The organism is Allobosea sp. RAF48 (assembly GCF_052114025.1).
Classification (GTDB): Bacteria; Pseudomonadota; Alphaproteobacteria; order Rhizobiales; family Beijerinckiaceae; genus Allobosea.
In genome coordinates this window covers 97,840-122,321 of record NZ_JBFRDZ010000010.1, presented here as the reverse complement: position 1 = coordinate 122,321, position 24,482 = coordinate 97,840, and the positions used below count along the sequence as shown (strand labels likewise).

The window sequence follows — 24,482 nt, the reverse complement described above, 5'->3', positions numbered from 1 at the left end:
GTCAGCGCAATTTCGGGTTCGACAGGATGGCGATGACGTCCGCCGTCGTGATAAGGAGCAGGTAGACGACGCAGAAGATCATCGCGCAGCTCTGGATGAGCGGCAGGTCCCGCGTCGCTACCGCGTCGACCATCAGCTTGGCGATGCCGGGATAGTTGAAGATCGTCTCGACGATGATGACGCCGCCCAGCAGGTAGGAGAGCGACAGCGCAACGGCGTTGACGATAGGACCGAGCGCGTTGGGCAGCGCATGGCGCAACACGACTCGCGGGCGCGATGCGCCCTTCAGCTGCGCCATCTCCACATAGGGCGTGTTGAGCGCCTCGACGACGGCGGCGCGCGACATGCGGATCATCTGGGCGGAAATGACGAAGCTCAGCGTGAAGACCGGCATCGCGTAGATCCGCAGCATCTCGCCGAAGGAGTGGATGTCTCGCGCAAAGGAGAGCGCCGGCAGCCATTTCAGCCAGACCGCGAAAATCAGCACGCCTGCTGTCGCGATCATGAATTCCGGCACCGAGATCACCGTGATCGTCGCCATCGTGATCGAGCGGTCGTAAAGCGAACCGCGCAGCATGGCGGAGCTGATCCCGAGCGCGAGCGCGATCGGAACCGAGAAGAGCGCGGTTGCCGCCGCGAGCTGGAGCGAATTGCCCAGGCGCCCGGCGATGAGTTCCGCAATCGGCCGGTTATTGGCGTAGGAAATGCCGAGATCGCCGGTCAGCATTCCGCCGAGCCAGCGGAAGAAGCGCAGGATCGCCGGGTCGTTGAGGTGCATCGCTGCGCGCAGGCCCGCCACGGCTTCCGGCGTCGCCGCCTGGCCGAGCAGCACCTCCGCCACGTCGCCGGGCAGGATCTGGGTGGCGCAGAACACCACGAAGGAGACGATCAGCAGCGTCAGCAGTGCGACGAGCAGCCGTCCGCCAAGCAGGGACAACAGGTGAAGGTTCATCGACGCTCCCGCAGCTGACACCTCCGATCGGAGTGTGACACGAAATGAGGGCCGGACGCACGCGCCCGGCCCGCAGGAGAAAAAGGCTTTAGCCTTCGAGCCAGACGTACTCGGCGAAGGCGTAGCCCATCATCCCGCCGAGCGGGTTCGGGAGCAGGCCCTTGAGCTTGTTCGAGATCGCGTCGACGTTCGAGATGTAGACCGGGATCGCGGTGCCGGCCTCGTCGGCGACCATCACCTGCATCTCGCCGTAGATCTGCTTGCGCTTGGCCTCGTCGAGCGAGCCGCGCGCCTCGAGCAGCATCCTGTCGAATTTCTCGGACTTGTACTGGCTCTCGTTCCACGGCGCCGTGGAGGCGTAGAGAAGCGAGAACAGGATATCCGGCGTCGGCCGCGGGTTGATGTTGCCGAAATGGACCGGGGCCTTCAGCCAGTAGTTCGACCAATAGCCGTCCGAGGGAACGCGCTGGATGTCGAACTTCATGCCGATCGCGTTGCCGGCCTGCTGGACGAGTACGGCCATGTCGACCGAGGAACCGGCGGCATCCGAGGCCACGATCGGGATCGACTGGCCGAGGACGCCTGCCTTCTGGAAGAGGGATTTCGCCCGCTCCGGATCGAACGCCTTCGGCTTCAGATCCTTGTTGTGATAGACGTTCATCGGCGGAACGGGCTGGTCGTTGGCGATCTCGGCGAGGCCGCGCAACGCCGATTTCTGGATCTGCTCGCGGTTGAGCAGGTATTTCATGCCCGTCACGAAATCCATCTTGTTGCCCGGTGCCATGTCCAGGCGCATGTTGAGGTTCGTGTAGTTACCGGTCGTGGTCTTCGACAGCACGACGCCGGGCTGGCTCTCGACCAGGCGCATCGAGCGCGGATTGATGGCGGCGGCGAGCTGGATGTCGCCCGAGAGCAGCGCATTGACGCGCGCGGTGTCGTCGGTGATCGCGAAGAACTCGAAGGAGTCGAGGTTCGCGCCGCCGGACTTGAAGTAGTTCTTGTTCCTGACCGCGATCGAGCGCACGCCGGGCTCGAAGCTTTCGCAGGTGAAGGCGCCGGTGCCGTTCGCCTTGGCGAAGTTCGTGGTGCCGTCGGCGATGATCATGAAATGGTGCGTCGACAGGATGGTCGGCAGGTCGCCGTTCGGCGCCGCCAGCGTGATCTCGACCGTCAGCGGATCGACGGCCTTGAATTCGGTCATCTGCTTGGCGAGCGAGTTCGACTTCGAGCCGACGGCCGGGTCGAGATGGCGCTTCAGCGAGTAGATGACGTCGGCGGAGGTCAGCGGCTTGCCGTCATGGAAGGTGACGCCCTTCTTGATCGTGACGGTCCAGACCTTGGCATCCTTGGTCTCGAACTTGTCAGCGAGCTCCATCTGCAGCTTGCCGTCCCCGTCCAGGAAGGTCAGGCGGTTGTAGAAGGCGCAGCAGCGGACATAGTCCGTCGACAGCGAAGCCTTGGCCGGATCGAGCGTGTCGGCGGTCGAGGAGGACCAGCCGGCCGCCTTCAGGTTGCCGCCCTTGACCGGTGTCGCCGCGAGCGCGGAGGTGGCGCGCGCCAGCACGAGGCTGCTGGCGGAGGCTGCCAGGCCGCCGGCCATGAGCATCTGCAGGAGGTCGCGGCGGCTGGCGCCGCGGCGGATCGCATTCTCGACGATGGCGTCGTCGGCGCTCGTCCAGCTGGAAGAAATCTTGTCGGTCATGCTCATTCCCCTGTTCTGATTTGCGCCGTTGTTCCGGCGTTGGTCTTCTTCGTTACGGGTTCCTTCAGGCCACCAGACTGGCCTCGACGGCGTCGGCGAGCGCGCCCATCGAGGTGAAGTGGAAGTCGGGTTCGGTGAAGCGTTCCGGCTCGATCGTGCCGCCATACCCGGGCTGGGCGTGGCGCCGCTGGATCCAGCAATTGGTCAGGCCGAGCTTCCGCGAGATTCCGATGTCGTGATACTGGCTCTGCGCGACATGCAGGATCTGCGCGCGCGAGCCGCCATCCTTCTCGACGAAGGAGAAGACCTGCTCGAAGAAGGCGGGGTCCGGCTTCTCCGTGCCGGTGTCGTCGACGGTGAAGCTGGCATAGAACGGGTTGCCGAGGGCGCGGGAGAAATGCTCGAAGGCCCAGCGCTGGGCATTGGTCATCGCGATCAGCTTGTAGCGCTTCGACAGCCGGGCCAGGGCATCGATGCTGTCCGGGAAGGGGCGCCAGTCCTTGACGGCGTCCCGCAGGCGCTGCCCATGGCTCTCGCCGGACGGCAGGCCGAGCTTCGGCGCGATGACGCCGTAGACGCGGACGAGATCATCAGGGAAATGCTGGACATCGGGCATATACCGGGCCGCCCGGTAGAGACTGAGGGCTTCCTCGCCATCGAACGGCACCCCGGCCTCGCGAGCGATGGCCGCCAGGCTATCGACGAGGCCGCCCTCGAAATCGATCAGGGTGCCCACGACGTCGAACGTCATATAGCGGAAGTCGCCGAAACTCTTAGCCATCGCCTCTCCGCTTCTCCCGCCTGTTGCGTGCGGGCAATCGTCACCGAGCGCGGTCGCGTCGCTTTCGGATCATTCGGTCGCTGGTCGCGACGGTCGCGCTTGTGTTCCCCGGCCGATCTCCGTCGGCCGTATGGGAGTTTCCCACGCCATGGTCGCCGGATACGCTGAATGTCCAAAACCCGGCGGCACAAAATTCCGTATTCGCAGCCTTCGCGGAATCTCGGAGGTGAAGAGTGGAGGCGGGGGCCACCCTTACCTCCGCTCGATCCCCGCAGATCCTGCGAATGTCAGGCCATCGCAGCGCGCACATCCGGATCGGCCAGCGTCTCGTCGAGCGTCGCGCGGGTCCGCTCGACGATCGCGTCGATCTCGGAATCGGTGCAGCACAAGGGCGGCGCATAGCCCAGCACGCCGTTGCCGAAGGCGCGGATGACGAGGCCCTTGTCCCAGGCGCGGTCGAAGACGCGCTGGGCCGGGAGGGCAGCGGCCGGCAGCGRCGTCTTCTTCGCCTTGTCGGTCACGAGCTCGACGGCAGCCAGCATGCCGCGGCCGCGCACTTCGCCGACCAGCGGGTGGTCGCGTAGGCTTTCGAGGCCTGCCATCAAGCGCGCCCCGGCCTTGCGGCCATTGTCGAGGAGGCCGTTCTCATAGAGACGCAGCACTTCGAGGCCCACGGCCGCGCTGACCGGATGGGCGGAATAGGTATAGCCGTGGCCGACCGCCGCCGCGCCCGAGCCGTCCGCGATGACGTCGTAGACCTTCTGCGACATCAGCACGGCGCCCATCGGCACGTAGCCCGAGGTCAGCCCCTTCGCGACCGTCATGAGGTCGGGGACGATGTCCTCGTCCTCGCATGCGAAGAGCGGGCCGGTGCGCCCGAAGCCGGTGATGACCTCGTCGGCGACGAAGAGGATGTCGAGCTCGCGGCAGAGCTCGCGCATCGCCTTGACCCAGCCTGGTGGCGGAACGAGCACGCCGCCGGAACCCTGGATCGGCTCGCAATAGAAGGCTGCGACACGATCGGTGCCGCCGACGGCCTCGACCTTGGCCCGCAGTGCCGCCAGCGAGGCGGCGATGACGGCTTCCGGCGCGGAGCCCACCGGGTTGCGGTAGGTGTAATGCGACGGAATCTTGTGCTGCCAATCATAGGGCACGCCGAAGCCAGCATGGAAGGCGGGCAGGGCGGTGAGGCCGGCGCCGACGGTCGAGGAGCCGTGATAGCCCTGCTCGATCGAGATGAACTGGTCCTTCTGCGGCTTGCCGCGGGCCTGCTGGTAATAGCGGATGAAGCGGACCGTGCTGTCGACCGCGTCGGAACCGCCGAGTGTGAAATAGACGCGGTTGAGATCCCCGGGCGAACGCTCGGCGAGTTCGGCCGCCAGCCGGATCGCGGGCTCGGAGCCTAGGCCGAAATAGCCCGTCGCATAGGCCAGCTCGCGCATCTGGTTCGCCGCGGCCTCGACGATGCTGTCCTGCCCGTAGCCGGCATTCACGCACCATAGCCCGGCAAAGCCGTCGATGAGCTGCTTGCCGGACGCGTCGGTAATGGTCGCGCCCTTCGCCGAGCGCAGCACGCGCACACCGGCCTTTTCATGGCCGCGATAGGAGGCGACCGGGTGAATCCAATGTTCGCGATCGAGTTCGATCAGGGAATTGCTCAACATGGCGGTTCTCCAGACTATCCGAGCGCTTGACTGGCGAGAGCGAAGGGTTTGGCGGGGCCGGGCGGCTGCCGGCCGGTCGCGTTGCGGTCCATGACGATGCCGCCGCCGACGCCCACCAGGCCGCGCGCGGAAAGCCATGGCGAAAGCTCGGGCCACTCGGCGGTGTCGACGCGCAGGAAGGCGCCCGGGCGGCTGGCGATCAGAAAGCTCATGAGGCTCTGCGCCTGTTCCAGCGTATTCGCGACGACGGGGCCGATCACCTCGCCGCGGCCGAAAGGGCGCAGCGCGGCATAGCCGACGACCCGGCCGGCTTCACGGAGGATGACCATTCGCCCGGCTTCGGCCAGGAGCCTGAGCAGAGGGCGGCGATCCATCCCCTGCGCCTCCAGATCGAGCGCGGCGACCGCAGGGAAGTTTTCCGAACCGACCCAATCCAGTTCGATGGCGTCGTTCGCCGCATCCGCCGGCAGCGGCGCGGGAATGCCTTGGTGCTGACGGATCTCGTGAGTCGCGTTGAATCCGAGCTTTTCATAGAGGGGCAGGCCGTCCGCGGTCGCGGTGAGCCGGCATTCGCGCGCGCCGCAGGCATGCAGGGCGGCATCCATGAGCTTCCGGCCAAGGCCCCGTCCGCGCATGCTGGCTGCGACGATCACCATGTTCACGGTCGCGCAATTGTCCCCGAACGGCGTCAACATGGCGGTGCCGACCACGACATCGCCCTGAAGCGCGACGAAGCCGTGGCTGAGGGTCAGGAGCATCGCCCAGTCCTCGCGCCGGTGGGGCCAGCCAGCCTCGCGTGAAAGCAGAACTGCGCCATCGAGATGGTGTTCGTCGAATGCGACGAGATCGATCGTTTCCGGGTTCATGATGCTTCACTTCGTATCCGTTGCATCATGGATAGGCCGTGCGCCGGCGCAGTTGCTCCTAAGGAACGGTGCCGGGCGATATCTTCGACCGTAGGAATGCGGGGCGACCGCATGGAATGCCACGAACCCCCAGACGGAGTCGGTAGTCACAGGGCAGAGCGGGGCCGGGCGGCGATGCGGGCGCAACTCTCTGCCACAGCCTTATGGACGGACGGCAGTTTGTGCTTCCTGCCGCGGGCAATGCGGTGCTCGCGCCGTTCTGCCCCCGTCTATGATCCCCGCTAACGGACACAACCGTTTCGCCATAGGGGATTTCAGCGGATGACTGTCTTCAAGCCCAAATTCGTCACCTTCGACTGCCACGGCACGCTGATCTATTTCGCGATGGATAAGGCCGCGCGCGCGCTTTACGGCGACAAGCTGGACGAGCCGGCGATGCGGACCTTCATCACGAATTTCTCGGCCTACCGGCTCGACGAGATCCTCGGCGACTGGAAGCCCTATGAAGAGGTCGTCTACAATTCGCTGGAGCGCACCTGTCGCCGTAACGGCGTCGCCTTCCGCCCCGAGGATGCGCGCTGGATCTATGAGCAGGTGCCGACCTGGGGGCCGCATGCGGACGTGCCGGCTGGCCTCGCCAAGGTGGCGAAGGAAATCCCGCTCGTCATCCTGTCAAATGCCCAGAACGACCAGATCCCGCATAACGTCGCTCGGCTCGGCGCGCCCTTCCATGCCGTCTACACGGCCGAGCAGGCCCGGTCCTACAAGCCGCGTATGAAGGGCTTCGAATACATGTTCGATATGCTCGGCTGCGGCCCGGAGGACGTCTGCCACGTCTCCTCCTCGTTCCGCTACGACCTGATGACGGCGCATGACCTCGGGATCAAGAACAAGGTCTGGGTCAATCGCGGGCACGAGCCGGCGAACCCCTATTACGGCTACACCGAGATCAAGGACATCGGCGGGCTGCCCGGCGTGTTCGGGCTCTGAGGCCGCGGCCGATGCAGTTCAAATCCTATTGGCATGATACGGCCAACAGCTTCTCCGGCGCCGCCGAAGGGCCGGTCGAAGGCATCTATGACGTGGCCGTCGTCGGCGGCGGCTTCACCGGCCTCGCCGCTGCGCGCCAACTTGCCATGGCCGGCGCCAGGGTCGTGGTGCTGGAGGCGGAAAGCGTCGGATACGGAGCCTCGGGCCGCAATGGCGGCCATCTCAACAATGGCCTCGCCCACAGCTTTATCGCCGCCAAGGCGGCGATGGGCACTGAGCGTGCCGTCGCCCTCTACAAGGCCTTCGACGATTCCGTCGATACGATCGAGCGGATCGTCGCCGAGGAGGGCATCGACTGCTCCTTTCGGCGCGCCGGCAAGCTCAAGCTCGCCTCGAAGCCGGAACATGTCGCCTCGCTCACCCGCAATTTCGAGGTGCTGCATCGCGAGGCCGATCCCGATACAGCCATGCTGAGCCGGGCCGAGCTTGCGGGCGAGATCGGCTCCGATAGCTTCCATGGTGCGATGCTCTCGAAGAAGAGCGCCATGATGCATATGGGCCGCTTCGTGACAGGCTTGGCCGCGGCGGCCGTCCGGCACGGCGCGGTGATCCATGAGCACGCGCCCGTCACCGAGCGGCGGCAGGAGGGCCGGCGGCATGTCCTCCAGACGCCGCGCGGAAGCGTTTCGGCGAAGGATGTGCTGGTGGCCACGGGCGCCTATACGGCCGGACCCTTCTCCTGGTTCCGGCGCCGGATCGTCGCCGTCGGCAGCTTCCTGATCGCGACGCGGCCGTTGAGCGATGCCGAGGTTGCCATGACGATGCCGGGCAACCGCACCGCCGTGACCTCGCTCAACATCGGCAACTACTTCCGCCTCGCGCCGGACAATCGGCTGATCTTCGGCGGGCGGGCGCGCTTTTCGGCAAGCTCCGACCAGACCTCGGATGCCAAGAGCGGCGCCATCCTGCGCGCGAGCCTCGCCGGCATCTTCCCGCAATTGAAGGATGTCGGGATCGACTATTGCTGGGGCGGGCTGGTCGACATGACCAAGGATCGCTATCCGCGCGCCGGCTATGAGGACGGCGTCTGGTATGCGATGGGCTATTCCGGCCACGGCGCGCAGATGTCGACGCATCTCGGCATGATCATGGCCGACGCCATCCTCGGCCGCCCCAATCGCAACCCGCTCGAGGGACTCGCCTGGCCAGCGGTGCCGGGCCATTTCGGCAAACCCTGGTTCCTGCCGCTGGTCGGCCTTTACTACAAGCTGCTCGACCGGATTCAGTGAATCGCATCGCCGACGGTGGACGGAAAGGGGGCGCCGGGAGGTTTCTCCCGGCGCCCTTGGCGTTTCAGAGACCGCCGATATGGAAGGCCTTGACCTCGAGATATTCCTCGATGCCGAGCTGCGAGCCCTCGCGGCCGAGGCCCGATTGCTTGACGCCGCCGAAGGGAGCTACCTCCATCGAGATCGCGCCGGTGTTGAGGCCGACCATGCCGAACTCCAGCGCTTCGCCGACGCGCCAGGACCGGCGGATGTCCTGCGTGAAGAAATAGGCGGCGAGGCCGAACGGCGTGCCGTTGGCGATGGCCAGCGCCTCCTCCTCGCTGCGGAAGCGGAAGAGCGGCGCGACCGGCCCGAAGGTCTCCTCGCTCGCCAGCAGCATCTCGGTGGTCGCTTCGCCCAGCACGGTCGGCGTCGCATACTGCTTGCCGTTTGGCATGTCGGCGGCACTGGCGAGGCGCGTGGCGCCCTTCGACAGCGCGTCCTCGACATGGCGCTCGATCTTCTGGAGTGCGGCGGCGTTGATCATCGGGCCGATGTCGATGCCCGCATTGGTGCCGGGGCCGACCTTCATCGCGTTGACGCGGGCCGAAAGCTTCTCGGCGAAGCGGTCGTAGATGCCGTCCTGCACCAAGATGCGGTTGGCACAGACGCAGGTCTGGCCGCCATTGCGGAACTTGGAAACCAGGACGCCCTCGATCGCGATGTCGAGATCGGCATCGTCGAAGACGATGAAAGGCGCGTTGCCGCCGAGTTCGAGGCTCAGCCGCTTGATGCTGTCGGAGGCCTGTTTCATCAGCAGCGCGCCGATGCGCGTCGAGCCGGTGAAGGAGATCTTGCGCACGGCGAGATTGCCGGTGAGCTCGGCGCCGATCTCGCTCGGCATGCCGGTGATGATGTTGATCACGCCGGCCGGGATGCCGGCCCGCTCGGCCAACACGCCGAGCGCGATCGCCGAGTAGGGCGTCAGCTCGGAGGGCTTGATCACCACGGTGCAGCCGGCGGCGAGTGCCGGCGCGACCTTGCGGGTGATCATCGCGTTTGGGAAGTTCCACGGCGTGACGATGCCGCAGACGCCGACCGGCTGCTTCAGCACGAGGATGCGGCGGTCGGCCGTCGGCGCGGGAATCGTCGAGCCGTAGATCCGGCGGGCTTCTTCGGCGAACCATTTCACGAAGGAGGCGCCGTAGCGGATCTCGCCGCGCGCCTCGGCCAGCGGCTTGCCCTGCTCGCGCGTCAGGATCAGCGCCAGATCCTCGATATGCTCGATCATCAGCGCATGCCAGGCTTCCAGCAGCGCGGCGCGCTCGGCCGACGTCTTCGCGCGCCAGTTGTCGAAGGCGGCGGTTGCGGCCTCGATCGCCGCGCGCGTCTCGGCTGTGCCGGCATCCGGCACCGTGCCCAGCGCGCTTTGGGTCGCCGGATCGATCACGTCGAGCGTGCGGCCGGAGGCGCCGGCGCCCCACGCGCCGCCGATCAGGCAGGCCTCCCGGACGAGGCCGGGATCGCGAAGGCCATCGATGGTCATGTGGGCTCTCCTGTCAGTTCAGCGCCGCGAGGATGGCGGCCGTGATCTCGGTGGTCTTGTGCTCGCCCGGCTTCGTGCCGATGCCGCGGCCGGTGGCGGTCTCGATGGCGCCCATCACGGCTGCGGCGGCTTGTGCCTGCCCGAGATGCTCCAGCATCATCGCGCCCGACCAGATCGCGGCGATCGGGTTGGCGATGCCGAGATGCGCGATATCCGGCGCCGAGCCATGCACGGGCTCGAACATCGAAGGCGCGTCGCGCTCCGGATTGATGTTGGCCGAGGCGGCATAGCCCAGGCCGCCCTGGATGGCGGCGCCGAGATCGGTGAGGATGTCGCCGAAGAGGTTGGAGGCGACCACGACGTCGAGGCTCTCGGGCGCCATCACCATGCGGGCCGCCATGGCGTCGATGTGGTAGTTCGCGACTTCGACATCGGGATAATCCGCCGCGAGTTTGGCGGTGATCTCGTCCCAGAACACCATCGAATATTTCTGGGCGTTGGACTTCGTCACCGAGGCGAGCTTGCCGCGGCGCTTGCGAGCCTGCTCGAAGCCGAAGCGCAGAATGCGCTCGACGCCTTTGCGCGTGAAGATCGATGTCTCGACGGCGACCTCATCGGCCGTGCCGTTATGGACGCGTCCACCGGCTCCTGCGTACTCGCCCTCCGTGTTCTCGCGAATGCACAGGATGTCGAAGGCGCCCGCGCGCAGCGGTCCCTCGACGCCCGGCAGCAGGCGATGCGGCCGGATATTGGCGTATTGCACGAAGGCCTTGCGGATCGGCAGCAGCAGCCCGTGCAGCGAGACCGAATCCGGCACGCGCTTGGGCCAGCCGACCGCGCCGAGCAGGATCGCGTCGAAGCCGCGCAGGGTCTCGATGCCGTCGGCCGGCATCATCGCGCCGGTCTCCTCGTAGAAGTCGCAGGACCAGGGGAAGCTGGTGCCGTCGAGCGCGAAGCCCGCGCCGGAAGCCGCCTTGGTCAGCACCTCCCAGGTCGCGTCGATGACGGCGCTGCCGATGCCGTCACCTGGGATCAGGGCGATCTTGTAGGATGTCACGGTTTGCTCCTCACAGCGCGATCAGGACGCTTTTCGATTTCCGGTTCGCAAGATAGGCCTCGCGCCCGAGGTCTTTGCCGAGGCCGGACTGCTTGTAGCCGCCGGTCGGCAGGATGTGGTCGCGCGAGCGCCCGTAGCGATTGACCCAAACGGTGCCGGCCTGCAGGCGGTTGATCGCGCGCAGCGCCCGCGACAGGTCGCGCGTGTAGAGGCCGGCGCAAAGCCCGTAGGTCGGATGATCGGCGAGCCCAAGCCCTTCCTCTTCCTCCCGGAAGGTCTGGACGGTCAGGACCGGCCCGAAGATTTCCTCGGTCACGGCAGGCGAGATGGCGTCGACGCCCTCCAGCACGGTCGGCGCATAGAAATAGCCCGCGCGGTCGAGGCGTTCACCGCCGAGCCGGCACTTGGCGCCGCGCGCGACCGCCGCATCCACGATGCTTTCCATGCGAGCGATCTGCCGCTCCGAGATGATCGGCGAATAGGCGCTCGTCGCATCCCAGGTCGGGCCGGGCCGGACCGCGCGCATACGTTCGACGATGAGGTCGACCAGCTCCTCCGCGACGCTTTCCGCCACGATCAGGCGCGAGCCTGCGACGCAGGCCTGCCCGGCATTGCCGAGGATGCTGCGGGCGATGGCGGCGGCTGCCTGCGGCAGATCGGCATCGGCGAAGACGAGCTGCGGGCTCTTGCCGCCGAGCTCCAGCGTCATCGGCTTGATGCCGGTGCGGGCGATGTTCTCCATGATCGCGGCGCCGGCGGCGGTCGAGCCGGTGAAGCTGACCTTGGCGATATCGGGATGGCCGGTGATCGCGGTGCCGGTCGTCCGACCGTCGCCGAGCACGATGTTGATCAAGCCGGCCGGCAATCCGGCCCGAACCGACAACTCCGCCAGGTAGATCGTCGCGAACGGCGTCATCTCGGATGGTTTCAGTACGACGGCATTGCCGGCCGCGAGCGCGGGACCGAGCTTCCAGCCGGCCATGTTGATCGGGAAGTTCCAGGGCGTGATGGCGCCGACGACGCCATAGGGCTCGGTCGCGATCATGCCGAAGTTGTCGGAGCCCGTCGGGACAAGATCGCCGCCTTCCTTATCGGCGAATTCGGCGAAGAAGCGGATTTGCTCGGCCGTCACGGGGACGTCGCCCGCCATCAGCTCGGAGATCGGCCGGGTCGAGGCGATGCACTCCAGCCGCGCCAGGGTTTCCGCTTCCGCCTCGATGAGATCGGCCCAGCGGTGGAGCGCGCGGGCACGCTCGCGCGGCGCCAGCCGTCCCCAGCCGCTTTGCGCGAGGGCTGCCTTGGCGGCGGCCACGGCGCGGTCGACGATATCGGCATCGGCAACGGGGCAGGCGGCAAAGGCAATCGCGTCGGAGGGGCGATGCAGATCAATGCCATCCCTGGCGTCGACCCATTCGCCGGCGATGAAATGGCCGCGCGGGAGCGTGACCGAAGCGGGATCGAAACTCAGCGGCACGGCGTATCTCCGGATGGTGGTCGACCGAGCCTAGTTCCGCCCGGCCCGAAGTTTGCGCCTGTGAGGGCCGCCCCGCCGACCGGAAATCCTGTTTGCGAGGTCCCGGGCGGCCGATTCTTCGGTACGCTTACGTCAGCCGACGATCACGTAGATCTTGCGGACGGTCTCGATCGTCTTCCAGACGCCGACGAAGCCGGGCTTCATCACGAAGCTGTCGCCGGCGCTGAAGGTGCGCGGCGGCTGGCCTTGCTCGGTCAGTTCGACGACGCCCGAGAGGATGTAACAGAACTCTACGGTCTCGCCCTTGATCGAGCGGGTTTCGCCGGGTGTCGCTTCCCACACGCCGGTGCGCACGGGCTCGTTGCGGGACTGGTCCTGGGCCCAGGTCTTGAACGAGGGATCGCCGGAGATCAGGCGGTCGGCGGCCGCCTTCGAGTGCTTGGGCTCGCTGGTCGGGGCAAGGTCGAGCTTGATGAGGAGGGACATGGGAGAGCCTTTCGTTCGGTACTAGGGAGATTCAGTAGCCACGCCTGCGATCGACGAGGCCGATCGGCGGCATGCCGGAGCGATGACGGCGGAGGTTCTCAATGACGGCCTTGGCCGCAGGCGCTGCCTCGACCTTGCTGGCGATATGCGGTGTCAGGATCACCTTGGGATGGCTCCACAGGCGATGATCGACCGGCAGCGGCTCCGGCTCGGTGACATCGAGGACGGCAGCCGAGAGATGGCTGCTGTCGAGGGCATCAAGAAGGGCGGCGTGGTCGAGATGCTGTCCGCGGCCGACATGCACGAGGCCGGCGCCGGCAGGCAGCTGCGCGAAGAGTTCCGCGTTCAGGATGCCGACGGTCTCCGGCGTGAGCGGCAGCAGGCAGATCAGGATGTCGGTTTCGGCGAGCAGGGTCGCAAGGCCCGCCGATCCGTGAAGGCAGCGAATCCCGTCGATCGTCCGCGGCGAGCGACTCCAACCGGAAATCGGGAAGCCGAAGGGCTTCAGGCGCTCGATGACCGCCGACCCCATCATGCCCAGCCCCAGCACGCCGATCTGCCTGTCCGGGGCGGATACGAGATCGTAGGGTTCCCAGTGTGCAGCTCTCTGCTGGGCGATGTAGAGCGGCCATTGCCGGTGCAGGGCGAGAACGCCGAGCGTGACGTATTCCTGCATCATCCGGGTGATGCCCTCGTCGACCATCCGCACGACCAGGACCTCGGCCGGCAAGCCATCCGTGTTCATCTGGTCGATGCCGGCCCCGATCGAGAACAGGATCTCCAGATTGGAGAAGCGCTCGAGATTCTCCGGCGCCGTCCAGGTGATCAGGTAGCGGATTTCGGCGGGGTCGTAGGGATCGCTGGTTCTGATGAAGCGGATATCGGGCAGCTCTTCGGCAAACCGCGCTGCGAACACCCGTGCCCGCTCGTCAGTCGAATTGAAAAGGAAGGTCAAGGCGAGCTCCTTGAGATCGGGAGATCAGAGTGTTTCCTGCGCGAATTGCGCGCAGAGCCGTTCGAGCATGCCGACGCAGGCCGCAAGCTCGCGGCGCGTGATGTATTCGTCGGGCTTGTGGGCGCGGGCGATGTCGCCAGGCCCGCAGATGATCGCGTCGATTCCGGCAGCCTGGTAGAGGCCGGCCTCCGTGCCATAGCTCACTGCCGCGAGAGGCGCTTCGCCCGTGATCCGGGTCATGAGGCGGGCGATCGGCGCATCGGAGGGGAGGGACAGGGCAGGGTAGCCGGCGATCGGCTGCCAGCTGGTTCCGAAGCCCTCGGCCCTCAGGGCCTCGAGCGCCTGGCGAACCGGTTCGAGCAAGGCCGCCGGCGAAGCGCCGGCGATGGCGCGCGCCTCGATCTCGACGATGCAGCTTTCCGGGATGATGTTCAGCGCGTCGCCGCCACGGATCGTGCCGATCTGGATGGTGGAGTAGGGCGGTTCGAAGACGGGATCGAGCGGGCCGTCGCTCAGCTTCGAGGCAGCCTTGTCCGCTGCCGCGATCACCCGCCCCATTGCATGGATGGCATTGAGACCGAGATCGGGGCGGGAGGAATGGCCGGACCGGCCGTGAATCTCGGCGCGCGCGGCGGCCTTGCCCTTATGGGCGAGGATCGGCCGGAGCCCGCTCGGCTCTCCGATGACGGCTGCCGCTGGCATGGCGCAGAGCGAGGGCAACCGGGCGATGAGATGGGGAACGCCACGACAGCCGGCCTCCTCGTCATAGGAGAAGGCGAGGTGGATTGGCCGGGCGGACTTCAGGGCAACCAGAGCCGGGACGATCGCGAGCACCGCGGCGAGAAACCCCTTCATGTCGCTCGTGCCGCGCCCGAACAGCTTGTCGCCCTCCGCGCGCAGCTGAAACGGATCGGCGCTCCATTGCGGCTCCTGCGCCGGGACGACGTCCATATGGCCGGACAGGACGAGGCCGGCGACATCGCGCGGGCCGATCGTGGCGAACAGGTTTGCCCGGTCGCCTTCCGGGCCGGGGAGTAGCTGTGCTTCGATGCCGAAGTCGCCGAGATACTGCACGACCCAGCCCGCGATGGCGGCGTTGGACTGCCCCACCACGGAGGGGAATCGGATCAATGCCTTCAGGATCTCTTCCGGCGTCACGGACGGCTCCGGTTCCAGCTGCGCTCGCGACAGGATAGGGGCGGTGCGCCGGTGGTCGGATCGTTTCATCGCGGTCTGACGGACTTCCCTGCCGAAATGCCCCGGAAGAACGGTGCTTCCTGTTGCAAGATTGGTTTACAACCGATCGGTAAACCGGCCGGATCCCAGGCCGGACAGAGCCGTGGACACGGCGGAGGCCGCGCTTTGGAGACGATTGCTCGACTGCATATCGACACGTTCGAGCTCACCTTGCGCGACATCAAGCAGGTCGATCCCAAGCTGCTGCATGCGCTTTCCGTTTCGGTGGGATGGCCGCACCGGGACAGCGACTGGCAAATGCTGCTCGAACTGGGGCAGGGGCTCGCCGCCGTTGACGAGATCGGGCGGGTGGTCGGAACTGTGATGTGGCTGCGCTACGACGCGGATTTCGCCATGGTCTGCATGCTCATCACCCTGCCTCGGCTGCAGGAACAGGGCGCGGGCCGCTGGCTCATGGAAAAGGCGCATGAGCTGAACAAGGGGGCCGTCTTCGGCCTCAACGCGACACGAGAGGCAAAGCGGCTCTATCGTTCGCTCGGATATGGTTACGAACAGAAGATTCTGCGGTGCCAGGGAGAGGCGACGCTGGAAGCGCCGACTCCCGGGATGGTTGCGCCTTCGGCAAAGGTGGAAGGCTTGGTTCGCCCTCTCGCCGAGAGCGATCACGACAGTCTTCTGCGGCTCGACCATGCCGCGACCGGCCATGATCGCTCCGTCGCCTTCCAGGCCTTGCTGCCGGTGTCGCGAGGGTACGTCCTCGTTCGCAATGACGATATCGTCGCCTTTGCCCTGTGCCGGCCTTTCGGCCGAGGGCATGTCATCGGCCCTGTCGTCGCTGCGAGCGAGGATGATGCGATCGTCGTCTCGCGCCCGCATGTCGAGGCGCATGCCGGGCGATTCCTGCGTGCCGACACGCCAGCATGCAATGCCGCCTTTACGAACTTTCTGGTTGCAAGCGGAATGCAAATCCACGACAGCGCCACGTCGATGGGGCTGGGACGGACGCCGTTCGCGCCGCTATCGGCTCTCGGTCCGCGCCGTATCGCACTTGCCAGCCAAGCAATCGGCTAGAGCTACAGTCAAAGGTCCAGTACTTTGGCAAAGTCGGTGGCGTGCTGAATTCGCAATAAGCAATCCTCCGCATAGGCGGCCCATTGCGATGGCGTCTGAAGGGGAGGAACCGAGATTGATCTTTCGATCGAGGTAAATCCCATCGGAGAAATGCACGCGCCTCGCTAGGGCAAGATTGCCATGTGCGGCGTGAGACGCCAATGCTGGGCAGTTCACTACATTCTGCAAAAGCGATGATTTCAGCGACGAACCGACATCCGAGACAGACCGGCGGGCTCGACATAGCTGGGCCAACTCGGCCTGCGTCCCTTGCCCTGCACCGCTGCCGCTGCCATCTTCCGAGATGGCGGCTGGCTGCGCCGCACGACGCGGCTCTGTGCCCTCGCAGCACTCGCGATCACGGTTGGGCTCGTGCTGCTCACGCTCGGCGCCAGGCCAGATTTCACCAGCGCCTGGACGACGCTGTCGGTCATCGCCAAGGCCGCGTTATCGCGGCTCCGCTCCTCGTGGCGGCTGGCTGGGCGCTGCTGACGCTGATGCAGGCGCCGGCCGAACAATGGCATGCCTTGATCTTCGGCCGCTACTGGCGAGCCTGCCTGATCGCGGTGCCGCTTTACGCGCTGCTTCCGCTCATCCTGCTGCTGCTGCTGGCGCGCCGCGGCGCGCCTGTAGATCGAGTCCTGACAGGGGCCTTTGCCGGCCTCGCCTCGGCTGGCCTTGCTACTGTCGCCTACGGCCTGCATTGCCCGGATGATACGGCGGCCTTTCTAGCAACCTGATACACTATAGCGACCGTGATCGTTGCAGCGCTCGGCGCGCTTATCTTTCCACGCCTTCTGCACTGGTGAGATGAAGCTTTCCAACGCACGGAAGCAGCCAGTCACGATGATTCAGCTTCCGGCATCTCTTCTGGCACCAGCCTTGGAGCGTTCCAGGTGGGTGCTCGGCAGGCGTCCGCTTTCGGGCAAGCATCCAATGTTAGGATTTGGGGCGCCAACGGATCAGCGCTGAGGACCACCATCATCGGAACCATGCGAAATTTGGCGTCGCTCGATTGCGTTCGCTGATAGACCTCCGCCGCATTCGCCAAAGGCAGGATCTCGATCTGCGGGCGCACATTGGGTGATGCCTCTGTGACGGCTGTTGAGCCAGGGGGCCTATCGCGCAGCCCTCTCAAGTTTCGCACGGCCTGGCACAGTCAGTGTCCAAGTGCATCGGCCGCGACACCTATCGGCCTAAACTTCAAGCTATCGTCGCTCGAGGACGTCGAGTTGGCGGCCGGCCGTGAATTTGCGAACGAAATCGGCTTCTACAAGTGGCGGGATGCTGACGCGGATCGAGGCGATAGAGCGCAGACGGTGGCCGGCTCGACCATCTATTGCTTCGGCCCTATCAATGCCTCCGAGCGCGGCGGTCGCGCGCGGTAGGGGATGACGGGTGCGGATCGATTCCAGTCTTAGAGTCAGCCAAGAGGCCCGGACTCTTGCTAAATATATCGAGGGGCAATCAGGCTACCTTGTCAGAATGCGTCGGCCGGTTCCCAGTGAAGCGGGGTTCCTCGACGTTTGGAACCGCTCATTTGCCAAGGTCGATCCCAATTCGCGAGCCGCTCATGTCGTAGTCAGTGGCGAGCTCGACCATCGAATTGAAGCTCACGAGTTGCGTCACCTGGAGCGCTATCTGGTTGATCGGGTTTGGCAGTTCGCTCCCGCCGAAGCATTGCCGGTACCGCAACGGCGTCAAGTCGCGGCACTCGATAACGACTTGGAGCATTTGACGATTGTGCCGTTCGAACTCGTGCTCCCGGGCGCCGGTGAGTTTTGGGAAGCGCTTTACTCCGAAGTTCTCAAAGGCGTGCCGAACTCAGACCATGTAACTTCTGATCTATCGAGGCATTTGCTCTTTCTTCGTGCCGTTCTGCCCAACTCGGCAGTCAGGCGCGATGCCGAACAAATGGCCGGGGCGATCGGTATCACGGCGAATGTTGACCGGCTGGAGGCTTGGCACAAGCAGGCACCAGACGACAAGGTAGGCCTCGGACGGCTGATGATCGAGCAAGCCGGGCTGCCGGAGGCCTGGTTCAAACTGCAGAGATTTCGACCTACGCCCGACCTCGTTGAGGTCCGAGCCCTTTAGCGCGCTTTCGCGGGATACCTGTTGGGTGCTGCCGACTGCGGCCTTGGACGACGGCCTCCTCGAGGCGCAACAGATCACGCCCGAAACCGATCAACAGCCGTCAGTCGTCGCGTCAGTGGCTCGGCGTCCTCCCAGCAGTAACTGTCAGAACAGAGGTAACGGAGCTCGTCGTCTTAGAGCTCTTCGTCGATTTCTATCCACCAGGCGCGCGGCCTTCCGTCACTCCCCTCCGACCATCGGTAGCCTCTCGCCTTGAGGTGATCCTTCATATCGAAAGGCGCGTTCTCAGCGTAGACGCGAGCTCTGCTCCGAACGCTCGATAGCAATAGCTCCGAGAACGGTCGCGCCCCGCTCGGCCCCGCGCGGAGGCTGCCAATGCCCGCCTACGCGAGGTTTTCCCAAAGGGACGTTTTCTCTCAGGGGGCGGACTGACACTGCGCCAGGGCGGCACGACGGTCCCGGGTCTGGATCTGCTGCAGAGGCTGACCCGGAGAGCGCCGAACAAAGGGGCGAGCGTTGGGATGCCCTGAATGGGACTCTTCAGCCTATGGAGGCAGCGGACCGAGGATGTGTCGCATCTTCAGTCTCCGCATTGACCTAGCCATCCTGAACATCGCGACGAGAGCTGGCCACAAGGTCGGTTCTATGCGTGGATCAAGCACTTTTAGTAAGTCGCGCGACCGCCGGAGAGATCGAAGCAGGCACCGGTCGAAAACGAGCATTCGTCGGACGCCAGCCAGGCGATCATCGCGGCGACTTCCTCCGGTCGTCCGGGGCGTCCCAGCGGGATCTTGGCAACGACCGCTGCATAGGCATCCGGTGTCATCTGCTGGTTCATCGGCGTGGCGATGACCGCGGGCGCAACGCAGTTCACACGGACGTCCGTATCCGCGAGTTCCTTGCCGAGTGACTTGGTCAGGGCGATGACGGCGCCTTTCGCAGCCGAATAGGCCGTCATCGTCGCGTTGCCCTCCTTGCCGGCGATAGAGGCGAGATTGATGATGCGGCCGCTGTTCTGCGCCCGCATGGTAGGCACGATGGCCCGGCAGCACAGGAAGGTGCTGGTCAGGCTGATGTCGACGGTGCGCTGCCAATCTGCGAAGGAATAGTCCTCGATCAGCCTATTGGGGCCGGTGATACCGGCGCAATTGACGAGGATATCGACACGGCCATGCCGGTCGAGCAAGCGTGCTGTCGCCCGCGACACTGCGCCCTCGTCGGTGACGTCGACGTGATCGCCCGCCTCCTCCGCCAGGTCCCAGGTCACGACGGTCGCCCCCGAGGCGGAAAACCGTTCGGCCACGGCGCGGCCGATGCCGCCGCAACCACCGCTGAGCAGGGCTATGCGCCCCTGCAGGTCGATCGCGTTCACAGCGCAGCCTCCGGCCGGCGCAGTGACGCTCCGTTGGCCATCGCAACGTCGCGGGCGGCCAGCGCCATGCGTGTCGCGGCCAGGGCCTGCTTCGCCCATTCGCGGACGCCGAGCTGCGCGGAGCGTTCGAGGTGGGGGATTTCAACGCTGATCGGTAGCTCGGCTGGCAATTGGCTGAAGATGCCGGTGAGATCGATGCCGCCCTCGCCGGGCAGGAGCCGCGCCTGGCGAGCGGTGTGGATCAGCCCCTCGTCGGTCGCCGGAATCTCGCCCGGCGCGTCGCAGATCTGGGCGTAGCTCAGCCGCGCTGCGGGAATCGCGGCGATATCGGCGAGGGTGGTTTGAGAACGACCAGCATGGAGGGCATCGACCAACACGCGGCCGTTCGGCTGGGCCGCGGCGGTGACGATCCGCAGCGCGGAGCGAGCATCGGGCACCTTCGTCCAGGGCATGAATTCGAGATCGCCGGTCAAGCCGAAAGGGGCGGCGGCCTCGCAGAAGGCCGAGAAGGATGCGGTCAGCCGTGCTTCGTCGGGGTCGTCGCCCGCGACGAGGATCGCACGCGCACCGAGCTCGCCGCAGAGATCGAGGAAGGGCCGGAAGGTCTCAACCGAAAAATCCGCGCCCAGCCGGACGATCTCGACGTCGAAGATCGGCACGCCCGAGGCGAGCGCCCGGCGGGTTTCTGCGCTCAATGGGGCATCTTCGATGAGCGGGCTGGCGTCGCCTCCCGGAGCCGCGGGAAGCGCGCGCAGGCCGACGGCGTCGTAGCCGAGGTCGGTGGCGAGACGAATGGCGTCGGGCGGGCTGAGCGGGACGCTGGTGAGATAGGCGAGCGAGATCGTTGGCATGGCCTGTGCTCCCGATCAGGCGAGCGGGGAGATCGCGGTGGGGAGCGCGATCGTCGAATACATCTCGCCGGTCAGCCATTGCGGGCCGCCCTTCGGCGGCCAGAGCCCCTTCGCCACGGCATCGGCGCGGATGGCGGCGCGCTGGTCGAGGCTGGCGAAGGGCCAGATATGGGTGAAGCGTGCCGGGCCATCGAGAGCATACATCGCGATGACGAGCGGCGAGAGTTCGACGCGAGCCGGCACTGCCGCCTCCCAGGCGGTGATCGTGGGAGGCACGCCGCCATGCTTCAGCATATAGGTGCGGATCTCGTAGACGCTCCCGTAACGGCCGGGCTTGATCGGCGGCAGGAAAGGGAAGGGCGCGTAGCTGTCGAATGCGAGCGTCACGATATCCTCGCCGCAGCCGAAGGGGTTGCCGCTGGCGAGGATGCGCTCGCGCTCCCGGCGCAGCTCCGCCTCGTCCGTGAAGCCGCGCAGGAGGATGATCTGGTTCAGCGTGCCGATCTCACTCGCCCAGCAGCCATGGAGCTCTCCCTTCGCCTCACCGGCCTTGAAGGCGGCGTCGATCGCGGCGGTGACGGCGGCGGCCTTGCCGAGGCGGATGGTCAAGGTGGCGATTTCGTAGCGCATGGCTCTCTCCGGCATCAGAAACGGTTGTTGGCGAGCGGCACGCCGCTGGCATGATGGGCGGCGACGTAGCCGAAGGTCATGGCCGGCCCGAGCGTGATGCCGCCGGCCGGATAGCGCCCGGCCATCATGCTCGACATGTCGTTGCCTACGGCATAGAGGCCCGGAATCGGCGCTCCCTCGCCGTCGAGCACGCGCGCCGAGGCATCCGTCTTCAGCCCGGCGAAGGTGCCGAGGCTGCCGGGGGCGATTTTCACGGCAAAGAAGGGGCCGGGTCCGATCGGGCCGACGCAAGGGTTGGGTCGATGCTCGGGGTCGCCCTGCATGCGGTTATAGGGCGTGTCCCCGCGGCCGAAGGCGGGATCGCGGCCTTGTTCTGCCTCGCGATTGTACTGTGTGACCGTCTCGGACAAGCCGGCGCCATCAATGCCGCAGGCGGCGGCGAGCGCCTCGATCGTGTCGCCGCGGCGCAGATAGCCGTTCTGGAGCCAAGAGCCGATCGGGAAGGGGCGGGGCCTTGCGCGGCCGAGTCCATAGCGCCGCAAGAAGGCGTGGTCGCAGATCAGCCAGCATTCGGCGGGCTCGCCGGGCGGCGTGGCAGCGAACAGCGCCTGCATCACGTCGTGATAGGAATCGGCCTCGTTGCAGAAGCGCTGGCCGTCGCGGCGGATCATGATCGCGCCCGGCTTGGCGCGCTCGATCAGATGCGGAAAGCGGCCGACGGAACCGTCCGGCTTCGGCACGAGCGAGACCGGCGCCCAGGCGCCGGCATTGGGCAGGCCGGGCTCCACATGTCCGCCGACCGCCTCGCCGAGCCTGATGCCGTCGCCCGTATTGGCGGAGGGCGCTGCCGACCAATGCTCCCGGCCGGTCGGCGCATGCGGAAACAGTTCGGCCTTGCGCTTGGTATCGTGGGGAAAGCCGCCTGTCGCGAGCACCACGCCGCGCGCCGCCCGGATGCTCTGCCGCCGTCCGCCGGCCTCGACCACGGCTCCGGCGATCTGGTCGCCCTCCCGCAGCATCTCGATCGCGGCCGTGTTGCTCCGTAGCGTCACGCCGAGATCATCGGCCGATTTCAGGAGACGCGCCGCCAGCGCATTGCCGTTGACCAGATGCAGGCCGCGGCCGTGGCCTGCGCGATCGGCGAAATGCCGTGCGAGGCGCTGCAGCACATGCAGGAAGGAGGGGAGTTTGCGCGTGGCATTGAGGAAATGGCGCAGATCGGCGCCGGAGCCAATATTCATGCCGAAGGGCGCCACCTCCTCCAGGGGCGGGCGCAAATCCTTGAGGCGGGCGCCGAGCGCGCGCCCGTCGAAGGGCTTGGCGCAGAGCGAACGCCCGCCGGTGCCGGCGCCCGGAGACTTGCCATGGAAATCCGGGATGAGATTGCCGTCGACGAAATCGACCGCCGTCTCGCGCTGGAAGAAGGAGACCATGCGCGGCCCCTGCTCCAGCAGGGTGGTGACGAAGGTCTCGTCGTAATCCGCACCGAGCTCATGGCGCAGATAGGTGCGGATGATCTCCTCGTCCTCGTCGATCCCGGCCGCCCGGGCGAGCGGGTTGCGCGGAATCCACATCCATCCGCCGGACCAGGCCGTGGTGCCGCCGAAATGGCTATCCTTCTCGACCACGACGACGTCGAGGCCGAGCGCGGCGGCGGTGACGGCGGCGGCGAGGCCGCCGGCGCCCGAGCCGATCACCAGCAGGTCGCAGGATTGCGGCAGCGCCTCGCTCATCACGCAGCCCGTTCCGGCGCCGGAGTGGCTTGCCGGTCCGCGCCCTGGCCGAGCGCATGGCGGACGGCGCGGAAGGCGAAGGTGATCGCCGGGCCGATCGTGATGCCCGGCCCCGGATAGGTGCCGCCCATGATCGAATTCGCCTCGTTGCCGCAGGCATAGAGATGGCCGATCGGCCGGTCGCCTTCGCCCAGCACCTGCGCATCCTCGTCGATGACGAGCCCGGTCGCGGCGCCGATATCGCCGGGCGTCAGCTTGACCGCGTAGAAGGGTGCGGTCGCGATCGGGCCGAGCGTCGGGTTCGGGAAGCCGCGCGAGGCATCGCCATTGATGCGGTGGTAGTCGGTCGTGCCGCGGCCGAATTCGGGGTCGACGCCGCTGCGGGCGTATTCGTTCATCCGGGCGACGGTTTCCGACAGCTTTGCCGGGTCGATCGCGAGCTTGGTCGCGAGATCGGGGATCGTCGCACCTTCGATCAGATAGCCGTCGGCCAGGAAGGGCTGCAGGTTCTTCGTGCCCATGCGGACCATGCCGAGGCCGTAGCGCCGCAGGCCCTCGGCATCGGTGACGATCCAGCAGGGGATCGTCGGGCGGTTGCGATTGGCCTCGAACATCGCCCGGCTGAACAGATGGTAGGAGGTCGATTCATTGACGAAGCGGCGGCCGGTCTGGTCGACGCAGACGGTGCCGGGCTTGCTGCGGTCGAGCACGAAATGCGGGAAGACCGCGGTCGTCCCGTCCGGCCGCTTGCGGGTCGAGACCGGAGCCCAGAAGGCGTTGTCGAGATTGCCTTCGCCGAAGCGCGCGCCGAGCTTCAGCGCGAGATCCTGCATCGCGCCGGTATGTCCGGGGGCGGCCGGGCTGACGGCAGGCGTGGGCGCATTGAGCATCTCGCCGCGCCGCTGGGGATGGCGGTTATAGCCGCCGGAGGCGAGCACGACGCCGAGCTGCGTCGCGATGGAACGGTGGGCGCCGTCCTGCGCGACGACGACGCCGTTGACGCCGGCCGACCCCGTTAGAAGTTCCGTCACCGAGGCGTCCGTCAGCACCGTGCCGCCGTGCTTCTTCAGGGTCAGGAGCAGGCTGCCGATCAAGGCGTTGCCCATGACCAGCCGCGTGCCGCGATGCCCGTGCAGGCGGTCCAGCCCGTAACGGCCGAGGATACCGGCCGCATGCCGGAACGATTTCCAGGATTTGCGCAGGTTGAGCAGGTGGCCGATATCGGTGCGGTCGATCATCATGCCGCCGAACAGCGTGAATTCCGGGATCGGCGGACGAATGCGGGTCATGTCGGCGCCGAGCCGGCGTCCGTCGAAGGGCGCCGGTTCCAGGGCGCGGCCGCGCAGCGTCGAGCCCTCGACATCCGATTCATAGTCCGGATGGGTCGCATAGGGCCGGAAATGGACGTCGGTGCGGCTCTCCAGCGTCGCGATGGCCTGGGGCCCGGCGCGCAGGAAGGCGTCGCGCAGGCGCGCGGAGGAGCGGTTGCCGACGACGCCGTCGAGGAAGCGGGAGACCTTTTCGAGGCTGTCCCCGGTCGCGACCTTCGCCGCGTGCATCGAATTGGGGATCCAGGTCGTGGCGGCCGAGAGCGCGCTCGTACCGCCGACATGCTCGGTCCGCTCGATCACGAGGACGGAGCGGCCCTCGATCGCGGCAAAGACCGCGGCCGACAGGCCGGCGGCGCCCGAGCCGACGACGATGAGATCGTATTCCCCCTGCTCGGGCAGGGCCTTCAGCGTCGTGAACAT

The 24,482-nt window shown here is 66.4% G+C and carries 22 protein-coding genes and 1 pseudogene; 6 read left to right on the top strand and 17 right to left on the bottom strand.

The annotated features are described in order from the left end of the window. Window position 1 precedes the first annotated feature (1 nt). The 5 genes from AB4Z10_RS18805 to AB4Z10_RS18785 all read right to left on the bottom strand — a co-directional run bounded on the left by AB4Z10_RS18805 (window position 2) and on the right by AB4Z10_RS18785 (window position 5,965). Complete coding sequence (locus AB4Z10_RS18805) at window positions 2-952, bottom strand: ABC transporter permease (protein WP_441471912.1); 951 nt, start codon at window positions 950-952, stop codon at window positions 2-4. Window positions 953-1,040: 88 nt separating this feature from the next. Further along, the gene (locus AB4Z10_RS18800) at window positions 1,041-2,654 is read right to left on the bottom strand and encodes an ABC transporter substrate-binding protein (protein WP_441471911.1); all 1,614 of its coding nucleotides are present in this window, start codon (window positions 2,652-2,654) and stop codon (window positions 1,041-1,043) included. 64 nt (window positions 2,655-2,718) lie between these two features. After that, a complete protein-coding gene (locus tag AB4Z10_RS18795) occupies window positions 2,719-3,435 on the bottom strand; it encodes an HAD-IA family hydrolase (protein ID WP_441471910.1) in 717 nt (238 codons plus the stop codon). A 287-nt stretch (window positions 3,436-3,722) separates the two neighbouring features. Next, on the bottom strand, window positions 3,723-5,099 hold the full coding sequence (locus AB4Z10_RS18790) for an aspartate aminotransferase family protein (RefSeq protein ID WP_441471909.1): 1,377 nt from the start codon (window positions 5,097-5,099) through the stop codon (window positions 3,723-3,725). 14 nt (window positions 5,100-5,113) lie between these two features. Further along, a complete protein-coding gene (locus AB4Z10_RS18785; RefSeq protein WP_441471908.1) occupies window positions 5,114-5,965 on the bottom strand; it encodes a GNAT family N-acetyltransferase in 852 nt (283 codons plus the stop codon). Between the two features lie 321 nt (window positions 5,966-6,286). On the opposite strand from AB4Z10_RS18785, the gene AB4Z10_RS18780 reads away from it, so the two are divergent. Further along, window positions 6,287-6,955 (top strand): haloacid dehalogenase type II, encoded by a 669-nt coding sequence (locus AB4Z10_RS18780; RefSeq protein ID WP_441471907.1) that lies wholly within the window; start codon window positions 6,287-6,289, stop codon window positions 6,953-6,955. Between the two features lie 11 nt (window positions 6,956-6,966). Then, entirely contained in the window at window positions 6,967-8,244 is a 1,278-nt protein-coding gene (locus AB4Z10_RS18775) for an NAD(P)/FAD-dependent oxidoreductase (RefSeq protein ID WP_441471906.1), read from the top strand. A 64-nt stretch (window positions 8,245-8,308) separates the two neighbouring features. Here the strand turns inward: AB4Z10_RS18775 and AB4Z10_RS18770 are convergent, their stop codons facing one another. From AB4Z10_RS18770 to argE, 6 genes are all read right to left on the bottom strand, one after another. Beyond that, entirely contained in the window at window positions 8,309-9,763 is a 1,455-nt protein-coding gene (locus AB4Z10_RS18770) for an NAD-dependent succinate-semialdehyde dehydrogenase (protein ID WP_441471970.1), read from the bottom strand. Between the two features lie 19 nt (window positions 9,764-9,782). Continuing rightward, window positions 9,783-10,826, bottom strand: coding sequence for a tartrate dehydrogenase (locus tag AB4Z10_RS18765; protein ID WP_441471905.1), 1,044 nt, complete (start codon window positions 10,824-10,826; stop codon window positions 9,783-9,785). Window positions 10,827-10,836: 10 nt separating this feature from the next. Continuing rightward, the gene (locus tag AB4Z10_RS18760; protein WP_441471904.1) at window positions 10,837-12,300 is read right to left on the bottom strand and encodes an aldehyde dehydrogenase family protein; all 1,464 of its coding nucleotides are present in this window, start codon (window positions 12,298-12,300) and stop codon (window positions 10,837-10,839) included. Between the two features lie 132 nt (window positions 12,301-12,432). Continuing rightward, complete coding sequence (locus tag AB4Z10_RS18755; RefSeq protein WP_441471903.1) at window positions 12,433-12,786, bottom strand: cupin domain-containing protein; 354 nt, start codon at window positions 12,784-12,786, stop codon at window positions 12,433-12,435. A 31-nt stretch (window positions 12,787-12,817) separates the two neighbouring features. Continuing rightward, window positions 12,818-13,741, bottom strand: coding sequence for a 2-hydroxyacid dehydrogenase (locus tag AB4Z10_RS18750; protein WP_441471902.1), 924 nt, complete (start codon window positions 13,739-13,741; stop codon window positions 12,818-12,820). 24 nt (window positions 13,742-13,765) lie between these two features. Next, the gene (gene argE, locus AB4Z10_RS18745; RefSeq protein WP_441471901.1) at window positions 13,766-14,899 is read right to left on the bottom strand and encodes an acetylornithine deacetylase; all 1,134 of its coding nucleotides are present in this window, start codon (window positions 14,897-14,899) and stop codon (window positions 13,766-13,768) included. 51 nt (window positions 14,900-14,950) lie between these two features. On the opposite strand from argE, the gene AB4Z10_RS18740 reads away from it, so the two are divergent. The 4 genes from AB4Z10_RS18740 to AB4Z10_RS18725 all read left to right on the top strand — a co-directional run bounded on the left by AB4Z10_RS18740 (window position 14,951) and on the right by AB4Z10_RS18725 (window position 18,145). Next, window positions 14,951-16,009 (top strand): GNAT family N-acetyltransferase, encoded by a 1,059-nt coding sequence (locus tag AB4Z10_RS18740; RefSeq protein ID WP_441471900.1) that lies wholly within the window; start codon window positions 14,951-14,953, stop codon window positions 16,007-16,009. 309 nt (window positions 16,010-16,318) lie between these two features. Further along, on the top strand, window positions 16,319-16,540 hold the full coding sequence (locus AB4Z10_RS18735; protein ID WP_441471899.1) for a hypothetical protein: 222 nt from the start codon (window positions 16,319-16,321) through the stop codon (window positions 16,538-16,540). Further along, window positions 16,516-16,788: an NrsF family protein gene (locus tag AB4Z10_RS18730; protein WP_441471898.1), complete on the top strand. Its 273-nt coding sequence runs from the start codon at window positions 16,516-16,518 to the stop codon at window positions 16,786-16,788. Before AB4Z10_RS18735 ends, AB4Z10_RS18730 begins: the two co-directional genes overlap by 25 nt. Window positions 16,789-17,446: 658 nt before the next feature. Further along, window positions 17,447-18,145 carry a hypothetical protein gene (locus tag AB4Z10_RS18725; RefSeq protein ID WP_441471897.1) on the top strand — a complete coding sequence of 233 codons (699 nt, stop codon included), beginning with the start codon at window positions 17,447-17,449 and terminating at the stop codon, window positions 18,143-18,145. A gap of 74 nt (window positions 18,146-18,219) precedes the next feature. Here AB4Z10_RS18725 and AB4Z10_RS18720 read toward each other — a convergent pair. The 6 genes and pseudogenes from AB4Z10_RS18720 to AB4Z10_RS18695 all read right to left on the bottom strand — a co-directional run. Beyond that, window positions 18,220-18,495: pseudogene (locus AB4Z10_RS18720) on the bottom strand (3'-5' exonuclease); the annotation flags it as partial. Window positions 18,496-18,809: 314 nt separating this feature from the next. Continuing rightward, window positions 18,810-19,517: an SDR family oxidoreductase gene (locus tag AB4Z10_RS18715; protein WP_441471896.1), complete on the bottom strand. Its 708-nt coding sequence runs from the start codon at window positions 19,515-19,517 to the stop codon at window positions 18,810-18,812. Next, complete coding sequence (locus tag AB4Z10_RS18710) at window positions 19,514-20,368, bottom strand: sugar phosphate isomerase/epimerase family protein (RefSeq protein ID WP_441471895.1); 855 nt, start codon at window positions 20,366-20,368, stop codon at window positions 19,514-19,516. The genes AB4Z10_RS18715 and AB4Z10_RS18710 overlap by 4 nt, the downstream gene beginning before the upstream one ends. 15 nt (window positions 20,369-20,383) lie before the next feature. After that, on the bottom strand, window positions 20,384-20,998 hold the full coding sequence (locus AB4Z10_RS18705; protein ID WP_441471894.1) for an NIPSNAP family protein: 615 nt from the start codon (window positions 20,996-20,998) through the stop codon (window positions 20,384-20,386). Window positions 20,999-21,012: 14 nt separating this feature from the next. Next, the gene (locus tag AB4Z10_RS18700; protein ID WP_441471893.1) at window positions 21,013-22,731 is read right to left on the bottom strand and encodes an FAD-dependent oxidoreductase; all 1,719 of its coding nucleotides are present in this window, start codon (window positions 22,729-22,731) and stop codon (window positions 21,013-21,015) included. Further along, entirely contained in the window at window positions 22,731-24,482 is a 1,752-nt protein-coding gene (locus AB4Z10_RS18695; RefSeq protein WP_441471892.1) for an FAD-dependent oxidoreductase, read from the bottom strand. The genes AB4Z10_RS18700 and AB4Z10_RS18695 overlap by 1 nt, the downstream gene beginning before the upstream one ends.

What these genes read in the sequence shown, in the direction of transcription:
- AB4Z10_RS18805 (WP_441471912.1), bottom strand. Translation starts at nt 952, where the DNA reads ATGAACCTTCACCTGTTGTCCCTGCTTGGCGGACGGCTGCTCGTCGCA.
- AB4Z10_RS18800 (WP_441471911.1), bottom strand. Translation starts at nt 2,654, where the DNA reads ATGACCGACAAGATTTCTTCCAGCTGGACGAGCGCCGACGACGCCATC.
- AB4Z10_RS18795 (WP_441471910.1), bottom strand. Translation starts at nt 3,435, where the DNA reads ATGGCTAAGAGTTTCGGCGACTTCCGCTATATGACGTTCGACGTCGTG.
- AB4Z10_RS18785 (WP_441471908.1), bottom strand. Translation starts at nt 5,965, where the DNA reads ATGAACCCGGAAACGATCGATCTCGTCGCATTCGACGAACACCATCTC.
- AB4Z10_RS18780 (WP_441471907.1), top strand. Translation starts at nt 6,287, where the DNA reads ATGACTGTCTTCAAGCCCAAATTCGTCACCTTCGACTGCCACGGCACG.
- AB4Z10_RS18775 (WP_441471906.1), top strand. Translation starts at nt 6,967, where the DNA reads ATGCAGTTCAAATCCTATTGGCATGATACGGCCAACAGCTTCTCCGGC.
- AB4Z10_RS18755 (WP_441471903.1), bottom strand. Translation starts at nt 12,786, where the DNA reads ATGTCCCTCCTCATCAAGCTCGACCTTGCCCCGACCAGCGAGCCCAAG.
- AB4Z10_RS18710 (WP_441471895.1), bottom strand. Translation starts at nt 20,368, where the DNA reads ATGCCAACGATCTCGCTCGCCTATCTCACCAGCGTCCCGCTCAGCCCG.
- AB4Z10_RS18705 (WP_441471894.1), bottom strand. Translation starts at nt 20,998, where the DNA reads ATGCGCTACGAAATCGCCACCTTGACCATCCGCCTCGGCAAGGCCGCC.
- AB4Z10_RS18700 (WP_441471893.1), bottom strand. Translation starts at nt 22,731, where the DNA reads ATGAGCGAGGCGCTGCCGCAATCCTGCGACCTGCTGGTGATCGGCTCG.
- AB4Z10_RS18695 (WP_441471892.1), bottom strand. Translation starts at nt 24,482, where the DNA reads ATGTTCACGACGCTGAAGGCCCTGCCCGAGCAGGGGGAATACGATCTC.